Source organism: Flagellimonas ochracea (genome assembly GCF_009903685.1).
GTDB lineage: Bacteria > Bacteroidota > Bacteroidia > Flavobacteriales > Flavobacteriaceae > Flagellimonas > Flagellimonas ochracea.
This window is the reverse complement of record NZ_JAAABI010000004.1, coordinates 198,566-215,732: the sequence shown is the minus strand read 5'-3', so window position 1 is coordinate 215,732 and position 17,167 is coordinate 198,566. Positions and strand designations below refer to the sequence as shown.

Sequence of the window (17,167 nt, the reverse complement as noted above, 5' to 3'; positions counted from 1 at the left end):
TTTCGAACGAATGTGAGAAATCTCACTTTTAGATTTCCCAATCGCCACGCTCATTTCGAAATGACCTAGCAAAACATAATAAATGATAGTAAACATACCTGAAAACTCAGATTTTTCAATTCATAACATTCCTTTTGGAATATTTTCTACCAAGGATAGAAACCCGCGTGCGGGAGTGGCCATCGGGGAGCATATCCTTGATTTGGCAGCCGTGCACAGCTTAGGTGTTTTCGATTTTGATATTGCTGTTTTAAATCGAAATAATCTCAATGATTTTATTGCATTGGGCAAATCGGTCACCTCCAAGGTACGTACCGACATTCAATCGTGGTTGCAAGACGATAATTCAGTTTTGACAGGAAAGCCCGAATTGTTCGTAAAGCAATCCGAGGCACAAATGCATATGCCTGTACACGTAGGTGATTATACTGACTTTTATTCCAGTATAGAACACGCCACCAACGTGGGAAAGATGTTCCGCGACCCTGAAAATGCATTGCTTCCCAACTGGAAGCATATTCCTGTGGGTTATCATGGTAGGGCCAGCTCTATTATTGTGAGTGGCCAACCCATTCATCGACCAAAAGGACAAACACTTCCCAAGGATAGTAACACTCCCGTTTTCGGTCCTTCACAACGGTTGGATTTTGAGTTGGAAATGGGATTTGTGGTTGGAAAAAATACTCAAATGGGCGATACAGTATCCACAGGTGAAGCCGAAGACCACATTTTTGGCTTGGTCCTCTTTAATGATTGGTCTGCCCGTGACATCCAAAAATGGGAATATGTACCATTGGGCCCTTTTTTAGCGAAGAACTTTGCTTCCTCAATTTCTCCATGGATAGTAACCTTGGAAGCCTTGGAGCCGTTTCGCGTGGCGGGCCCCAAACAAGAGCCCAAAGTATTGCCTTATTTGGAATATGACGGACAGAAAAATTATGACATCCATCTTGAAGTAGGTATTATACCAGAAGGTAGTGAAGAAACCAACGTTTGTCAAAGCAACTTCAAGCACATGTATTGGAACATGGCACAACAATTAGCACATCATACAGTAAATGGTTGTAATGTGCATATCGGGGATATGATGGCATCGGGAACCATTTCTGGAAAAGACGAAGATTCCTATGGTTCCATGTTGGAATTGGCCTGGATGGGGACCAAACCACTTCAAATGAAAGATGGAACCGAACGCAAGTTTATCAATGATGGAGATACGGTAAGCATGAGGGGTTACGCTCAAAAAGATGGCATTCGTGTTGGATTCGGAGAGGTTTCCACAAAAGTGATGCCTGCAAAATAGTATATTGGTTCTGGACGTCACATTGAGCACAGTCGAAATGTCATCCAGAACTACTTTTCATATCTCGACTACGCTCGATATGATAAAAAAGGTTTCAAAATGATACAGACCATAGACCCAAATCAAATTTCCCAGCCTGATCTTCACAACATTTTGTTGACGGCTGTGGCACCAAGACCCATTTGTTTCGCCAGCACAGTGGATAAGCATGGCAATGTGAACCTGAGCCCATTCAGTTTTTTTAATGTGTTCAGTTCCAATCCACCTATAATGATTTTTTCTCCTGCCCGCAGCGGACGAGACAATTCCACCAAGCATACCCATCAAAATGTGAAAGAGGTTCCAGAGGTGGTGATCAACATCGTCAATCAGGGTATAGTGGAGCAAATGTCACTTTCCAGCACGGCTTATGATAAAGGAGTAAACGAATTTGTAAAGGCCGGATTTACCCAAGTGCCCAGCAAAACAGTGAGTCCTCCAAGAGTTGGAGAAGCACCGGTTTCTTTTGAATGCTCGGTGGAAGATGTCATTGAGTTGGCGCAAACACCCGGTGCCGGTAACCTTATTTTGGCCAAAGTGAAACTTATCCATATTAATGAAGAGTATCTGACCGACGGTTTATTGGATACCCAAAAACTGGATTTGGTGGGACGTATGGGGGGCAGCTGGTACGTTCATGCCAATGGAAGTGCTCTCTTTGAAATTCCCAAGCCCATACGAACCAAAGGAATAGGTGTGGATGCTCTGCCGCAGGGGATTCGTCAAAGTGAAGTGTTGACGGGCAACAATTTAGGTCGACTGGGCAATTTAGAACGATTGCCATCAAAGGAAGAGATAATGGAAAGTCTTCAAGATTTGGAGTTGGAAGATGCATCCAAAAATGAAATCCATAAGATGGCACAACAAATTTTGGAAGAAGGAAAAACTGAGAAGGCGATGGCCTTATTGATGCACGCCGAAATGCTTTAACCATGGAAAAAGGAATCGAATCCATCTTTAAACCCCATCTGGAACCCAAAGAAGTCTATAAAGGTGGGAAGAACATTCCACCATCGCTGAAAAAGATTTACAAACTCTCTTCCAACGAAAACCCCTTGGGCCCATCACCAAAAGCAATACAAGCCATAAAATCAGTATTGGACCAAATTGACCTGTATCCCGACCAAACGGATATTCGCCTTCGGGAAGCTTTGGTTAAAGACTTTGGAGGAAAATTAGCTGCTGATCAGTTTATAACCGGAAATAGTGGTTCGGAAGTAATAGATATGATTTTGCGGGCCTTCATTAATGAAGGAGACGAAGTAATCTATTCCAATCCTTGCTTTTTGCCCTATTCTGTTTTTTCGAGATGGTATGGCGCAAAACAGATTGATGTCCCCCTGCGTGAACCCGATTATGAATTGGATGTTGATGGTATTTTGAATGCCATTACCCATAGGACCAAAATTATTTTTTTGACCAGCCCCAACAATCCCACGGGCACTTATATTCCAAAATCAGTTTTGGAGGATTTCTTGGAAAGGATCCCAAAAAATATTGTGATTGTTTTGGATGAGGTCTACAGGCACTTTGTAGACGCTCAAGACTATGTTATGGCACTTCCCTATGTTCTAAAGGGACACAACATTATAGGCCTGAACAGTTTTTCCAAAACATACGGATTGGCAGGACAGCGAATTGGCTATTGCTATACTACGGCCACTATTGCGAACTACATCCGACTCATTCATAAGCCATTCCTCTTGCCATTAACTTCCATTGAGGCAGCCATAGGTGCACTGAACGACCATGAATTTATTGAGGAAACGATTAGAACGGTACGCATTGGGCGAGCTTATCTTGCCCGGGAATTTGAAAAGCTACAAATAAAATATTGGCCAAGCCAAGCCAACTTTTTCATTATTGACCCGCCACTGCCCGAAATGGAATTCACGGACAAAATGTTGGACGAGGGTATTATGGTCCGACCCGTTTCCCAATTTGGGGCACCTGGTAAAGTACGGATTACCATTGGTGACCGAGAAGCCAATGGAGCTTTGGTCAACGCACTTCAAAAAATAAATCCCCATCCGAAAAGATAGGCCCTTGTACTATTCGTGGGAAGGTCTATTGCCTGGTAAAAACAGCGTCGGCCCCGGCATAGTTGTTTTCATCAATATCTTCGCCTGAAATAATCAACGTGTTATTCCCTTCAAATTGAATAGTAATGGTTTCAGACATTTGGTTTTCGTCGGTAAGTGTCAGTTCATTGCCTTCCAAGATCCATGTGCCCGACTCAGTATCACTTTGCGTTGGACAATCCACAGACAAACCTGTCGGGGTGGCATTTGGGACAATATAGTTTACGCTGTTTGATGACATTACCGTTCCATCAGCATTAAAGGTAAAGCTTGCCAAAAAGCAATCTTCATCTACCAAAGCATCCAGAATTTCATCTGCCAAATTTAATGTAGGGTCACTCGGGTCTTCAACAAACCTTGCATCGGTTAACGCCCATGTCCCTACCAAATCATTGTCATCTGTAGAATTTTCTCCAGAATTATCATCATTGGAACATGAGAAAAGAAGCGTAATCATACCTATTAGAAGAGATGTCTTTTTCATTATTTTTTGTTTGTGAGGTTTTTTCAACCTTAAAAACGAAAAAATATGCCAAATCTTGCCCTTCCGAAACCAAAGGGGAGTCTAAAAGACGAAGCGATACGTTGCTTTTAAAAGAAAAATGTTCTGAGGGGTCTGTCCGAAAACATTATCTCCCAGACTAGTTAGAAGTCCTCGGGTAGGGTCTCCATCGCGGGAAACATCTTGGGACCACACCAAAAAGATTTCTGAACCTGGAATGTACTCCCAACGAATCACCAAGTTGGAACGGAACTGAACAAAGGAAAAATCAGAATCATCGAAACTGAAATCCTGAACACCGTCCATATCCTCGTCCACACCATATGTTCCTTCCGAAAAAGTGATTTGGCTTCCTTGATACTGCACAAACCTATTTTCAAATCGATTTGCCGTGGCATCGGTGACATGCTTGAAGTTGGAATATCTCCCTCTGGAGATAAAGGGCTGGCCCCAATATTGTATGGTCAGGTTTGGATTGATGGTGTAGTTCAGTCGAAATGACATGCTAAGGGTACGTTGGTCTATCTCGCCATTTAAGTAACGAGCAGCACCATCGCTATTTTCGAGATTATCAATATACTGTAACTTATCCCGATTGATACGCAAGGAAGGAAATGCTGAAACCCGAATGGCATTCACGGGCTGGTATACAAACCCCGCCTCTATAAAATAAGACTTTCTGGAATTGTCAACGGCCTTTCGCCCATTATGAAATACATTAAAGCGGAGCTTTTTACGGCTATCTGTCCTAATGCTGTTCCAGAAACTTATCCAAGGAGATTGTCGCAATCTTGGCCCACCTCGCAAAGCAAAATTATCATATTGTATAGGTGCATAGTTAAATCCAAAATTAGAAAACCAGTTGTTTTGCCAGTTTTGCCAGCTGTTGGTGTTGAATTGCAAATAATTATGGTTCCCACCAAAATCCCAAGCGCTCCAATGGTTATAGTTGATGCCTACGCGTCGGAAGGTACTATCGGGTTTCAGGGTCTGATATCCTATCCAAGTGTAGTGCCGGAGATCATCGGCCTGTCGCTGAAAGCCAACATCATTCAGTTCCAACTCTGGAGAACGCCACGTGCCCCCCGTTTCGAACCGCCAATGGCCATTGCCCACTTTTCCAATTTGGAGGTTACCTCCCGTGCCGGAAAGTTCCGTTCTGGTACTATCGACAGAAACATAGTTGGCATCCACCCGCTGAAATAAATGCGTAATGGACTCTTGTGTATTTTTGATGGCTTCCTCGCTTCCTTTCACGTGGCTAAAGGTTACATTGCCTTCTACATACCAATCCCGATTGTTCCACTGGTGTTTAAAATCAATTGCTCCAGTAAAAGCTGACTTATGCAGGAAGTCGAGCTGTTCCGTTAAATTGTCCCTGTTGGTGGCCGTAAAAATTCCTCCAATATAGGAGTTGCGTTCATTGAAATCTTTTTGCAGCCTTCCCACAAAATAGTTGGTAAGTGGCTCCACCATCTCTCGACGCTTGTTACCTTCTTCGTCTATGATGGAGGCGTATCGCTTGGCCGTGACACTTTCCAAGACCCCTATGGCCCAACCATTCTTTGTTTTGCCGCTAAATTTGGCCGCACCTATAATTGGAGTGTTCGCCGGGAGATCCATAAACTCATTATCCTCCGTATCTGGTGAACCTTGAGGATTTCTTCCTATACGTCGAGAATAGAAAACATTGTCAAAACCGAAGGTGTTTCCCGCTTCAGATTGGGAAAGGTTGAAATCGAAAATGTTCTTGTTCTCCACAAAAAATGGCCTTTGCTCCCTAAAAAAGATTTGAAAACCATCCAAAGCAATTGCCGAGGGGTCTGCCTCTACCTGTCCAAAGTCGGGGTTAACCGTTAAATCAAGAGTTAAATCATTGGTCACGCCAATTTTGGCATCCAATCCTACTGTAATATCACTTTCGTTACCGTCCCTAAAGGGATTGCCTTCCTCTTCCTCATAGGTTTCCCCACTGGTAACTGTATAGGGCTGAATCTCCAACTGCTTTTGGGGCTGTATGTTCTTTAGGCCGTGCAGCTCACCAAACTCACTTACCCAACCGGGTTGATCAATGGGCTTTCGTTGCCACAAAGAGCGTTCTTCCGCCCTAAAAAAGCGTCTAGTGGACTGTAATCCCCATACTTGGTTGTCGGCTGAACCAAATTTTAATTGACTTAATGGAATTCTTATCTCTGCCGTCCATCCTTCATCATCAATATTGGTCTTGGCATACCAAATGGGATTCCAACTCGAATCCCAATTGTTCCCATTATTGGAAACAAACTCGTCTCCCTTTACTCCTGCTGCTGTAATGGTAAATGAAAATGCCGTCCGTTTATCATGGTAACTGTCAATGTTGAACTCTACCCAGTCCCCATCAAAACCATCCCTTCGGGATAGTCGCTTTACAATTTTATCCGGTTCGGAATCATAGCATCGTACACCTATGTATAGGTTCTTGTCATCATAAACAATCTTGAACTTAGTTTGATTGGAAGGATCTGTATTTTCATCTGGTTGAAATTCCACATAGTCTCCTCCCCATTCCACAAGCTTCCAAACGGAATCGTCCAGAAGGCCATCAATTATTGGAGGATTTTCTGGTTCAAGAGCCTTTGTGACATAAATTTTTTTGGGGACTTTAGTTGCCTCTGCCTTCTCTTGGGCAAGTGCCCCAAAATACAACAACATCACCATGAGATGAAAACCAATTCGTTTCAAGTGTTCGCTTTTTGATTGATGAGTTACATTAAAGACATACAAAAATTTAGATAGTTACAGTATGGCTTGTATTTATTTTTCAGCAACGAAAAGTATTTGCCATCAACCCATGTTCCAAACAAAACATAATGGATAGGAAAATGAAAAAATATTCCCAATCAACGGTTTGTATTTCAATCTAATAATTGTACATTTGCAGCCCGTTTATCGGAAAAGGATTCAAATTCAATAATATTCAAGAAGTGGATACATTAAGTTATAAAACTGTTTCTGCCAATAAATCCACCGTTGATAAGCAATGGTTGGTTGTTGATGCTGACGGACAGACATTGGGAAGATTGGCATCGAAAGTGGCCAAATTGCTCAGAGGTAAACACAAGACCAATTTTACCCCTCATGTAGATTGTGGAGATAATGTAATTGTGATCAATGCCGAAAAAATCACTTTGTCCGGCAATAAGATGGATGACAAGGAATATTTAAGATATACTGGATATCCAGGAGGTCAACGATCTACCTCTGTAAAGGATTTGTTGAGCAAGCATCCAGAGCGAGTTGTTGAGAAATCCATCAAGGGAATGCTCCCTAAAAATAAATTGGGTGCTGAGCTGTTCAGAAACCTAAAAGTATACGCAGGGCCCGAACATGGTCATGAAGCTCAAAAACCAAAAGCTATAAACCTAAACGACTACAAATAATGGAAGTGGTTCATAAAATTGGTAGAAGAAAAACCGCTGTGGCGAGAGTTTATGTTTCCGAAGGAAAAGGAAATATCATCGTCAACAAAAAAGATTTGAAAGATTACTTTACCACTGCAACCTTGCAATACAAAGTAATGCAACCTTTTTCCCTTACAGACACAGAAGGCGCTTACGATGTTAAGGTAAATGTTTATGGAGGAGGAATAACAGGGCAGGCAGAAGCTGTGCGTTTAGCACTTTCCCGTGCCATGTGCGAAATTGATGAAGAGAACAGGGGCGTTCTTAAACCTGAAGGTTTGTTGACAAGAGATCCGAGAATGGTGGAAAGGAAGAAATTCGGACAGAAGAAAGCCCGTAAAAAATTCCAGTTCTCCAAACGTTAATACCCCGGTGCTTTGCACCAAATTATATACTAGAAGTTCATTGAAAGCCCTGAAGTTTTTCAGGGTTAAATTTTAACCGAGTTGTCGTTGTTCCAAAAAGGGATAAAACCGACTTTTTGGAATTTAGTTTAGCATCTAAATGGGTAGGGCGAGCTTATTGCGACCACCAATCCATTGCTACTACAACGGAACGTAAACTAATTACAAAAAAATGGCAAGTAAAACTGAAGTCAAAGACTTATTGGAAGCATGTGTGCATTTCGGACACCTAACACGAAAGTGGAACCCAAACATGGCCCCATATATCTATATGGAGCGAAACGGTATCCACGTTATCAATCTCTACAAGACAGTAGCTAAACTCGAGGAGGCCAATGAGGCACTCAAGAAAATAGCTTCATCTGGAAGAAAAATCCTTTTTGTAGCCACAAAAAAACAAGCTAAGGACATTGTCGCCGACAAAGTGTCCAAGGTAAATATGCCGTACATCACCGAAAGATGGCCAGGGGGAATGTTGACAAACTTCGTCACCATCCGTAAAGCTGTGAAGAAAATGGCGTCCATCGACCGCATGAAGAAAGATGGCACCTTCAATACACTTTCTAAAAAAGAAAGATTGCAGGTTGATCGTTTACGTGCCAAGTTGGAGAAAAACCTAGGTTCGATAGCGGACATGACCCGTTTGCCAGGCGCAATATTTATTGTGGACACCATGCGCGAGCACATCGCCGTTAAAGAGGCACAAAAACTGAATATTCCCATTTTTGCAATGGTGGATACCAATTCAGACCCAAGGCCTATCGACTTCGCAATTCCTGCCAACGATGATGCAGGAAAATCCATTGAGGTTATTTTGACCTCAGTGACGGATGCCGTTGCTGAAGGTTTGGCAGAACGCAAGAGTGAAAAGCAGGAAGGAAAACAAGACGAGACTCCAAAGGCAGCTGCGAAGGAAGTTGCTAAGGAGAAGGAAGTGAAACCAGAACCTGTACAAGAAAAAGAGGAGCCAAAAGCCAAAGAAAAGGTAGAAGTAAAGAAAGAAGAACCTGTCGCCGAAGCCAAGGAAGAGAAAAAAACAGCCAAGAAGACAACGTCCAAAGCTGAAGACCTTACCAAAATAGAAGGAATTGGACCAAAAGCTGCAGAGGCCCTTACCAATAGCGGTATTAAAACCTATGCTGAATTGGCCAAGGCCGATGCCGAAAAAATCAAGGAAATATTGACCGAGGCAAGTTCAAGAATGGCCCATTTGGACCCAACCTCTTGGCCAAAGCAGGCTAAAATGGCAGCTGATGGGAAATGGGACGAATTACAGGAGTGGCAAGACAACGCCAAAGGAGGAGTTGAAGCCTAAGACTGGTTTAACATTGTTCTAAAACAAAACACCTTAGTGTGTTTTATTATACACAAAAATTTAAAATTTTATAAGATGGCAAAGATTACCGCCGCAGAAGTAAATAAATTAAGAAAGGCTACCGGTGCCGGAATGATGGATTGCAAAAAAGCTTTGGTTGAAGCCGATGGTGATTTTGACAAAGCAATAGAAATCCTAAGGAAGAAAGGACAAAAAGTGGCCGCCAAAAGAGCGGATCGAGATTCTTCGGAAGGAGCTGCTATCGCCAAAGTGAGCGTAGACAAAGCAAATGGAGTGATCATTTCCTTGAACTGTGAAACCGATTTCGTAGCCAAGAATGAGAGTTTCGTTAAGTTGGCCAACGATTTAGCTGACTTGGCTTTGGGATACAACAGTAAGGATGATTTTTTAGCTGCATCCTTCAACGGGATGACTGTAGCTGATAAGTTGACCGAGCAAACCGGTGTTATTGGTGAAAAAATAGAAATTGGAAGCTTTGAAAAACTAAGTGCCCCATTCGTGGGCTCTTATATCCATGCAGGCAACAAAATTGCCACTTTGGTAGGTTTGTCAGCCGCAGTTGATGGTGCCGCAGAAGCCGCTAAGGATGTTGCTATGCAAGCTGCTGCCATGAACCCAGTAGCCTTGAACGAAGCAGGAGTTGACCAGTCCATAATTGATAAGGAAATTGAGATTGCCAAAGATCAATTGCGTCAAGAAGGAAAACCAGAAGCCATGTTGGATAACATCGCCAAAGGAAAACTGAAACGCTTCTTCAAGGACAACACCTTGGTGAACCAGGCTTTCATAAAAGACAGCAAGCAAAGTGTCGCCGAATATGTAAAATCCGTTAACCCTGATTTGGAGGTGACCGGATTTCAAAGAGTTGCCCTAGGGTAAACTTTTGGTTTAACATATAAAAAAACCGCTCTAAACGAGCGGTTTTTTTGTTTCCTAGGATTTCTTGATATCACTTGGACTTAATCAATATATCCCCATTAAAGGTTTTAAAAAGTATTTCAGGGCCACCGCCATTTATAGTTCCTCGAAGCCATTGTTCAATCTTAACCTTGTAACCTCTCGCAGATTGCCCTTTTTCTACCTTGGGTTCCCTTTCTGAAATGGCCATATTAAAATCCGAATAGATTTCGCCCATATCCGATTTAGCCTTTACATTGGCTTTTATCATGCTAGGGAAAGTCACTTCAACATTGCCATTAAAACTACTGAAGGCCATGTCGGAATCTTCTTTTACCGAGTTGAAATTAACCTTTACCTCTCCATTGGTGGTATCGGTGATGGCTGACCCACTTACATTTTTTAGTGTTATGTGCCCGTTTACATTGCTGATTTCCATATCCCCACTTACTCCCTCAACATAAATATCTCCATCATTCACAGTTTTCAACTTCAACGAAAAATTCTTGGGCACCTTAATCTCAAAATCCGTTTTCCTATTCCATGCTTCGTTATCGATTTTTACCACATTATTCTCTTCTTCGGCACTAATGCTAAGTCCAGAACCTCCTATCCGTTTCATACCATACTTTGACTGACCGGAATTTTCAACTTCACCAACCATTACCTTTACAATAACCTCTTTACCCTCATAAGCTATCACATTTATAGATCCAGACAACTGCTCTACCTTGAGCATACCTTCTTTGCTGGGCGAACTTAATGGAATTGTGAACAAATCAATTTCCTTTTCTTGGGCCTGTGCAACACTTATCCACAATACGGCCAAAACCGCAATCCATGCTTTTATCCTTTTCATAGCTATATCTTTTTTAAGTATACATCCCCGTTTAACGTTTCAAAATCCAAAGCTATGCCCCCTTTTCCAATTTGTAGTTTGGGGGTTGCTTGATATGTGTACTTGGCTTTCTTTCCTTCAAATGATCGCTTGGCATCCATATACTGTTTAGCAATATCAAAGTCTGTAAAAAGTTCTCCGTTCATGGTTTTAAACGACACATTCGCAGATAGTTCCTGTTGATATTTAACGTTGATGTCCCCATTCAATGAATAATACTTTGAATCCTCGGTTGGGTTGTTTACGTATGCAATGGAAACATCCCCATTTATACAATGCAAATCTGTTTGACCGGATACATTCTCTAAAGTAATACCCCCATTGATATTATTTACCTTCAAATAATCCCCTTTCATGTTCTTTACCAAAATTTCTCCGTCATTTATGGTACTAATGTTGATTTTAACGGACCAGGGAACTTTCACATCAAAATGGAGGGAATGATCATAGGGCCATTCTTCCTGATTGCACCAATTATAGCGCAAGTTGTCATCATCAAATTCAATGTAAGGGGCATCAGGCCTAAGTATCAGCCTATCCGGGTCGGTTGTCACCTTTAGCTGAAGCTCTTTCTTGCCAAGCTCTAAATCTTCAACCGACTTGGCTGTTATGATGCGCATCACTTCCATTACGACCTTATCACCGTTGTAGCCTTGAATATCAATGGAGCCAAAAACATTTTTGATTATCAAAGTATTTGCCGAAGTGTTCCCAAAAGGTACTTCTTTAGAAATTTTTTCCGAAAACTCTTTCTGCTGGGCTTTCATGCATGCGGTACCTACCCAAATAGTGAGTGAGAGCACCAAGATTAATTGTTTCATCATTTTGATTATTAAACTGTTCGTGATTTGATTTTTGTCTCTATGGAGACAGATTGATAAATAAACTCTAGATTATCGATTCTATGGAATTCTCTATTTTCTTCTTCACCGTAGTATCCAGTGTCTTCTCCTGCAATAGCTGTCGAAAAGGCGCAATGGATGCTTTCTCTTGCAAGGCCACCATAAGGTTCGCCAAGGTAACTTGAAGAATGGGTGATTCTTGGTGTGCAATGGACTGGACCAGTCCTTGCCTAACGGTCGGGTTGTCCAAATAATTGGTCAAAGATTCTATGGCCGCCAATCGCACATTAACATTTGGATCATTGTTGAGCGTTTGCAAAAGGGCCTTCACCACAATGCTGTCAACTTGGGCAATTTTATTGGCCTCGCCGACTCCCTGCAATCGCTGATTGGCAGAGGGTTGTTCCAATAAGGTCAATACGAGCCGCTGCCTGACTTCTTCCAAGGGCTCATCTACCTGAACAATCTTTTGATTTTCATCGGGCATCTCCCCAGGGCTAAAAAAGTATCCAATTACCAAACCCACACCTACCAACAAAAATCCATAGGCCAATTGTGGTTTGAAAGCCGAAAAAACCATCTCTTGAAGTAAAATCCAAAAGCTTTTTTTAGTCTTTTTATCCACCTCTTGCACTAATGCATCGAAAAAGCTTTCATCCATTTTCGCTGTTGGCTTTGGGGCGTCCAAGTTTTCAACCTTGGACCAAATGTTCATTAGTCCTTCGAACTCTTTGCTCAAATTCTCATTTTTGGCAAGTAACTTCTCAAATTGTGCCCTATTCTTTTCAGGCATATCCCCACTGAGATATTCCATCACTTGTATTTCAAAGTTTTCCTTATTCATCATGAAGTTTCCAATTCTAAAAAAATCGTTCTTAATTCTTTGAGCGCCCTGTGCACTCTAACTTTGGCAGCTCCTTCGGTACAACCGAGTATCTCGGCCAACTCTCCAAACTTCAACCCTTTATATTTGCTCAAAATCAAAAGCTCCCTTTTTTCATCGGACAATTTTGCCAACGCGCGTTTTAACAATATGGAGTTACCTTCTCTTTCCATTGACTCATTGAAACCATCATCTGAAGCTTCTCCCAATTCCTCTGATGATACCTGCCAGGAAATTTTTTCCTTGGCCGTTTTTTTATGATGATCATAGTTGACATTTCTTGCCATGCGAAACATCCAAGCACCAAACATTCCCTTACCTGTATAAGAACCTCTATATTTCAACATCCGCATAAAAACATTCTGCACCAAATCCTCACTTACCGAAGGATTGTTTCCCAGATTATAGAAAAAACCAAACAAAGTTTTTTTATGGCGTTCATAAAGTAATCCCAACTTGTCCAAGTCTCCTGATTTTACTTCTGACATAAGAGCATTGTCCGATAGGTGGTCCAAGTTGTCGGTGTTTTCTTGTTTGTTTTCAGGATATACCATCACTTTTTCAAAAGGTTACAAAATGTATGGTTTTTTTAATCGATTTTCTTTCAAAACCGCTCATTTTGATACTGCAAAGCCTAAATAATTTTGATTATTTTTGTCCGGACTTCAACAATTCCTCAATGCAATACAAAAGAATTTTACTCAAATTAAGCGGTGAAGCCCTAATGGGAGAACAGCAATACGGTATAGATGCCAATCGGTTGGCAGAATATGCCGAAGACATTAAGGCTGTTGTCGAAAAAGGGATTGAAGTAGCCATTGTCATTGGGGGAGGCAATATTTTTAGAGGTCTTTCCGGTGCAGGTCAAGGAATGGATCGCGTACAAGGAGATCACATGGGCATGTTGGCTACCATAATCAATGGTTTGGCCTTGCAGAGTGCTTTAGAACTTCAAGGGGTTGAAACGCGATTGCAATCGGCCATAAAAATAAATGAGGTTGCAGAACCCTTTATCCGAAGAAGAGCGATTCGTCACTTGGAAAAAGGCAGAGTAGTTATTTTTGGTGGCGGTACGGGCAACCCCTATTTTACCACAGATTCTGCTGCTGTGTTAAGAGCCATAGAAATAAAGGCCGATGTTATTTTAAAGGGCACTCGGGTGGATGGCATCTATACATCCGACCCAGAAAAGGACAAAAACGCCACTAAATTCGAGTCCCTCTCCTTCAGCGATGTATTGTCCAAGGGTTTGAAGGTGATGGATACCACTGCCTTCACCCTAAGTCAGGAAAACGAACTTCCCATTGTGGTTTTTGACATGAACACAAGAGGAAACCTGATGAAAATCGTATCCGGCGAGAATATCGGTACAGTTGTCAATATTTAAGTGGCATATACTTTGATTCATTAGTTAAAATTGAAAATATTATGAACGAAGAAGTTAAATTTATACTGGACACCACAAAAGAAAGCATGGATGCCAGTATTTCCCATTTGGAAAAAGCATTGGTAAAAATACGGGCGGGCAAAGCAAGTCCAATGATGCTCTCCACAGTTATGGTCGAATATTATGGTTCTCAAACCCCACTATCCCAGATAGCCAACATCAATACCCCTGATGCCCGGACCCTTTCGGTACAACCTTGGGAAAAAAGCCTACTTTCCGAAATAGAAACGGCCATTATGAATGCCAATTTGGGCTTTAATCCGATGAACAATGGCGAAATGGTAATCATCAACGTTCCTCCCCTGACAGAGGAAAGAAGATTACAATTGGTAAAGCAAGCAAAATCCGAAGCAGAGGATGCCAAGGTAGGTGTGCGAAGTGCCAGACAGGATGCCAACAAGGAATTAAAGTCATTAGATATCTCAGAGGACCTGCTGAGCAATGCAGAAGTGGATGTACAGGAACTGACCGATAATCACATCAGTAAAATTGATGCTATCCTCACTGCCAAAGAAGCGGAAATAATGAAGGTATAACACCTCGAAATTGAACTTTTCATTTTCTAGGAACACAGCGCATCATTTTCTACCTTTGCGCCCAACGATTCCCCAATGGTAGCAAAGCTCACAAAAGGATTTTGGCCCAAGGTAGCACGCCTTATTCTCCGTAATAGAGTCCTTATTCTTTTAGCAATAGCTGGATTCACTGTTTTTTTGGCACTCCAGTGGAAAAATATGCAATTTTCAAATTCGGAGGCCAATATTCTTCCTGATGACCATCCAGCTACCGTTAACTACAATGCATTCAAAAAAATATTTGGTGAAGAGGGCAATGCGGTTGTTCTGGCCGTTAGGGATTCTGCGCTGTTCACGCCTGATAATTTTAATCGCTGGAACAAATTAAGCAAACAACTGCAAGCTTTTCCGGAAATTGATTTCGTGGTTTCCACAGACAATCTAAAAGTATTGGTGAAAGATAATGACCAACAGGCTTTTGTGATGGAGCCCCTTATAAAGAAACCATTCTCCACCAAGGAAGAAGTGGAAAAAACGACAAACCACCTTTTCAAAGAGCTCCCTTTTTACGACAACCTTATCTACAACCCCAATAGTGGAACCATACAGACCATCGCCTATCTGGATAAGGACATCATGAACACGGCGGTCAGAAATGAGTTTATTTTGAACGACCTTGGGGATTTGGTCAAAAATTTTGAAACTGAAACTGGTTTGGATGTCCGCGTTTCCGGTATGCCCTATATCCGAACCTGGAACACCAAGTCCATCGTTGATGAAATCGGTATTTTTATTGGGGCCGCATTGTTGGTTACCTCTCTTATTTTTTTCTTTTTCTTTAGGAGTTTTAGGGCCACTTTTATTTCGATGTTCGTGGTTATTATCGGTGTGATGTGGGCCTTTGGTATTCTTGGGCTTTTTAGATATGAAATCACGATCCTTACAGCTTTGATTCCGCCCCTGATTATTGTTATTGGAATACCTAATTGCATCTTTCTAATCAATAAATATCAGCAAGAAGTTAAAAAACACGGTAATCAAGCCCTTTCCCTGCAACGGGTTATTTCCAAAATAGGCAATGCAACGTTGATGACCAATGTCACCACGGCTTCAGGTTTTGCCACCTTCATTATTTTGGACAGTGCCTTGCTTAAAGAATTTGGTATCGTAGCTTCTATAAATATCGTTGGGATTTTTATTCTTTCCCTACTGATCATACCCATAGTGTACAGCTTCATGCCCCTTCCCAAAACCAAGCACTTGAAGCATCTAAACAAAAAATGGATTGATTTTTTTGTGAACTGGATGGAACGCATGGTAAGGAACCATCGCATAGGCGTCTATATTACTGCTGTTATTGTTTTGGTGATGAGCATTGTAGGCATTTATCAAATTAAGATTACCGGAAGCCGTATCGAAGACCTACCCAAAAACACACATTATTTTAAGGATATCCGGTTTTTTGAAGAAGAGTTTGACGGCATCATGCCCATGGAAATTGTTGTGGACACCAAGCGGAAGAATGGCGCGGTTAAACCAGCAACCTTAAGAAGAATGAACCAGCTGGAGGAAATCATTGAAGAGACCCCAGAGTTATCCAAGCCAATTTCCTTGGTCAATTTGGTGAAATATTCCAAACAAGCCTTTTACAATGGCATTCCAAAGTATTATCAATTGCCCACATCCCAAGAAAATACCTTTATCATGGACATGGCAAGGAAGTCATCAAGTGATGACGACCTTTTGGAAAGTTTTGTGGACAGTACAGGTCAAGTGGCGCGGTTGACCACCTTTATGCGCGATGTGAAAATAGAACGCATGGAAGAGATTGAACAGGATGTTCAAGATGCCATCAATAAATTTTTTCCGACAGAACGCTACAGTGTTTTTATGACTGGTAAGGCCCTTTTATTTTTAAAGGGGACACGATATTTAGTCAAGAATTTGTTGATTTCTTTGGCACTGGCCATTGGATTGATATCTCTTTTTATGGCCTATCTGTTCCGTTCGTTTAGGATGGTCATTATTTCACTGGTCCCAAACTTGCTTCCTCTTGTCATTACGGCGGGACTCATGGGTTATTTGGGCGTGCCTATAAAACCCTCAACCATATTGGTGTTTAGTATTGCTTTTGGTATTTCGGTGGATGATACCATTCATTTCTTGGCCAAGTATCGACAGGAATTAACGGCCAACCGCTGGCAGATTAAAAAATCCGTCTATGCTGCCCTACGTGAAACCGGTGTAAGCATGTTTTATACATCCATTGTGCTTTTCTTTGGATTTTCGGTCTTTATTATTTCCAGTTTTGGGGGGACCAAAGCTTTAGGAGGACTCGTTTCGGCAACACTGCTTTTTGCCATGCTTTCCAATTTAATTTTGTTGCCCTCTTTGTTGCTTTCCTTGGAAAGAAGTATTGCCAATAAACAAGTCCTTAAAAAACCTCAGATTGATATTTTACCCAAGGAAGAAGACACCATCAAGGATAAATAGTTAGTGAAGTGCCTATAAATATGGCTTTTCTGTTGCCCTCTTTTTTCATCAAAAACCTATCTTTACCCCTTAATTTACCAGAAGGAA

Annotated in this window: 16 protein-coding genes; 10 read left to right on the top strand and 6 right to left on the bottom strand. The window is 41.6% G+C overall.

The genetic code is table 11. The features are described 5' to 3' along the window. Positions 1–82 precede the first annotated feature (82 nt). The 3 genes from fahA to hisC all read left to right on the top strand — a co-directional run bounded on the left by fahA (position 83) and on the right by hisC (position 3,384). On the top strand, positions 83–1,303 hold the full coding sequence (gene fahA / locus GTQ34_RS12670) for a fumarylacetoacetase (RefSeq protein WP_166524176.1): 1,221 nt from the start codon (positions 83–85) through the stop codon (positions 1,301–1,303). A 99-nt stretch (positions 1,304–1,402) separates the two neighbouring features. Beyond that, positions 1,403–2,272, top strand: coding sequence for a flavin reductase family protein (locus GTQ34_RS12665; RefSeq protein ID WP_166524175.1), 870 nt, complete (start codon positions 1,403–1,405; stop codon positions 2,270–2,272). A gap of 2 nt (positions 2,273–2,274) precedes the next feature. Continuing rightward, a complete protein-coding gene (gene hisC / locus GTQ34_RS12660) occupies positions 2,275–3,384 on the top strand; it encodes a histidinol-phosphate transaminase (RefSeq protein ID WP_166524174.1) in 1,110 nt (369 codons plus the stop codon). 25 nt (positions 3,385–3,409) lie between these two features. On the opposite strand, the gene GTQ34_RS12655 is transcribed toward hisC, so the two are convergent. Both GTQ34_RS12655 and GTQ34_RS12650 read right to left on the bottom strand, forming a co-directional pair. Then, positions 3,410–3,907 (bottom strand): lipocalin family protein, encoded by a 498-nt coding sequence (locus GTQ34_RS12655; RefSeq protein ID WP_166524173.1) that lies wholly within the window; start codon positions 3,905–3,907, stop codon positions 3,410–3,412. A gap of 81 nt (positions 3,908–3,988) precedes the next feature. Continuing rightward, positions 3,989–6,616 (bottom strand): DUF5916 domain-containing protein, encoded by a 2,628-nt coding sequence (locus GTQ34_RS12650; protein ID WP_417936283.1) that lies wholly within the window; start codon positions 6,614–6,616, stop codon positions 3,989–3,991. Between the two features lie 272 nt (positions 6,617–6,888). Here GTQ34_RS12650 and rplM point away from each other — a divergent pair, with 272 nt between their 5' ends. The 4 genes from rplM to tsf all read left to right on the top strand — a co-directional run bounded on the left by rplM (position 6,889) and on the right by tsf (position 9,984). After that, positions 6,889–7,344, top strand: coding sequence for a 50S ribosomal protein L13 (rplM, locus tag GTQ34_RS12645; RefSeq protein ID WP_166524172.1), 456 nt, complete (start codon positions 6,889–6,891; stop codon positions 7,342–7,344). Then, positions 7,344–7,730 carry a 30S ribosomal protein S9 gene (rpsI, locus tag GTQ34_RS12640; protein WP_166524171.1) on the top strand — a complete coding sequence of 129 codons (387 nt, stop codon included), beginning with the start codon at positions 7,344–7,346 and terminating at the stop codon, positions 7,728–7,730. Before rplM ends, rpsI begins: the two co-directional genes overlap by 1 nt. A 211-nt stretch (positions 7,731–7,941) precedes the next feature. Then, on the top strand, positions 7,942–9,084 hold the full coding sequence (rpsB, locus tag GTQ34_RS12635; RefSeq protein WP_166524170.1) for a 30S ribosomal protein S2: 1,143 nt from the start codon (positions 7,942–7,944) through the stop codon (positions 9,082–9,084). A 75-nt stretch (positions 9,085–9,159) separates the two neighbouring features. Beyond that, positions 9,160–9,984 carry a translation elongation factor Ts gene (tsf, locus tag GTQ34_RS12630; RefSeq protein ID WP_166524169.1) on the top strand — a complete coding sequence of 275 codons (825 nt, stop codon included), beginning with the start codon at positions 9,160–9,162 and terminating at the stop codon, positions 9,982–9,984. Between the two features lie 70 nt (positions 9,985–10,054). On the opposite strand, the gene GTQ34_RS12625 is transcribed toward tsf, so the two are convergent. The 4 genes from GTQ34_RS12625 to GTQ34_RS12610 form a co-directional block, all read right to left on the bottom strand. Continuing rightward, positions 10,055–10,861, bottom strand: a complete 807-nt coding sequence (locus GTQ34_RS12625; protein WP_166524168.1) for a DUF4097 family beta strand repeat-containing protein — start codon at positions 10,859–10,861, stop codon at positions 10,055–10,057. Between the two features lie 2 nt (positions 10,862–10,863). Then, positions 10,864–11,721 (bottom strand): DUF4097 family beta strand repeat-containing protein, encoded by an 858-nt coding sequence (locus GTQ34_RS12620; protein ID WP_166524167.1) that lies wholly within the window; start codon positions 11,719–11,721, stop codon positions 10,864–10,866. Between the two features lie 67 nt (positions 11,722–11,788). Beyond that, entirely contained in the window at positions 11,789–12,589 is an 801-nt protein-coding gene (locus GTQ34_RS12615; RefSeq protein ID WP_166524166.1) for a HEAT repeat domain-containing protein, read from the bottom strand. Further along, on the bottom strand, positions 12,586–13,179 hold the full coding sequence (locus GTQ34_RS12610; RefSeq protein WP_208103891.1) for an RNA polymerase sigma factor: 594 nt from the start codon (positions 13,177–13,179) through the stop codon (positions 12,586–12,588). Before GTQ34_RS12610 ends, GTQ34_RS12615 begins: the two co-directional genes overlap by 4 nt. Before the next feature lie 125 nt (positions 13,180–13,304). Here GTQ34_RS12610 and pyrH point away from each other — a divergent pair, with 125 nt between their 5' ends. From pyrH to GTQ34_RS12595, 3 genes are all read left to right on the top strand, one after another. After that, entirely contained in the window at positions 13,305–14,012 is a 708-nt protein-coding gene (gene pyrH / locus GTQ34_RS12605; protein WP_166524165.1) for a UMP kinase, read from the top strand. 41 nt (positions 14,013–14,053) lie between these two features. Continuing rightward, positions 14,054–14,608 (top strand): ribosome recycling factor, encoded by a 555-nt coding sequence (frr, locus tag GTQ34_RS12600; RefSeq protein WP_166524164.1) that lies wholly within the window; start codon positions 14,054–14,056, stop codon positions 14,606–14,608. Positions 14,609–14,683: 75 nt separating this feature from the next. After that, on the top strand, positions 14,684–17,080 hold the full coding sequence (locus tag GTQ34_RS12595; protein ID WP_166524163.1) for an efflux RND transporter permease subunit: 2,397 nt from the start codon (positions 14,684–14,686) through the stop codon (positions 17,078–17,080). Positions 17,081–17,167: the final 87 nt, after the last annotated feature.

Excerpts from the sequence above, each read along its gene's own strand:
- GTQ34_RS12650 (WP_417936283.1), bottom strand. The coding sequence starts at position 6,616 with ATGTTGTTGTATTTTGGGGCACTTGCCCAAGAGAAGGCAGAGGCAACT.
- hisC (WP_166524174.1), top strand. The coding sequence starts at position 2,275 with ATGGAAAAAGGAATCGAATCCATCTTTAAACCCCATCTGGAACCCAAA.
- GTQ34_RS12595 (WP_166524163.1), top strand. The coding sequence starts at position 14,684 with ATGGTAGCAAAGCTCACAAAAGGATTTTGGCCCAAGGTAGCACGCCTT.
- rpsI (WP_166524171.1), top strand. The coding sequence starts at position 7,344 with ATGGAAGTGGTTCATAAAATTGGTAGAAGAAAAACCGCTGTGGCGAGA.
- rpsB (WP_166524170.1), top strand. The coding sequence starts at position 7,942 with ATGGCAAGTAAAACTGAAGTCAAAGACTTATTGGAAGCATGTGTGCAT.
- GTQ34_RS12615 (WP_166524166.1), bottom strand. The coding sequence starts at position 12,589 with ATGATGAATAAGGAAAACTTTGAAATACAAGTGATGGAATATCTCAGT.
- frr (WP_166524164.1), top strand. The coding sequence starts at position 14,054 with ATGAACGAAGAAGTTAAATTTATACTGGACACCACAAAAGAAAGCATG.
- GTQ34_RS12665 (WP_166524175.1), top strand. The coding sequence starts at position 1,403 with ATGATACAGACCATAGACCCAAATCAAATTTCCCAGCCTGATCTTCAC.
- GTQ34_RS12655 (WP_166524173.1), bottom strand. The coding sequence starts at position 3,907 with ATGAAAAAGACATCTCTTCTAATAGGTATGATTACGCTTCTTTTCTCA.
- GTQ34_RS12610 (WP_208103891.1), bottom strand. The coding sequence starts at position 13,179 with ATGGTATATCCTGAAAACAAACAAGAAAACACCGACAACTTGGACCAC.
- pyrH (WP_166524165.1), top strand. The coding sequence starts at position 13,305 with ATGCAATACAAAAGAATTTTACTCAAATTAAGCGGTGAAGCCCTAATG.
- fahA (WP_166524176.1), top strand. The coding sequence starts at position 83 with ATGATAGTAAACATACCTGAAAACTCAGATTTTTCAATTCATAACATT.
- GTQ34_RS12625 (WP_166524168.1), bottom strand. The coding sequence starts at position 10,861 with ATGAAAAGGATAAAAGCATGGATTGCGGTTTTGGCCGTATTGTGGATA.
- GTQ34_RS12620 (WP_166524167.1), bottom strand. The coding sequence starts at position 11,721 with ATGAAACAATTAATCTTGGTGCTCTCACTCACTATTTGGGTAGGTACC.
- tsf (WP_166524169.1), top strand. The coding sequence starts at position 9,160 with ATGGCAAAGATTACCGCCGCAGAAGTAAATAAATTAAGAAAGGCTACC.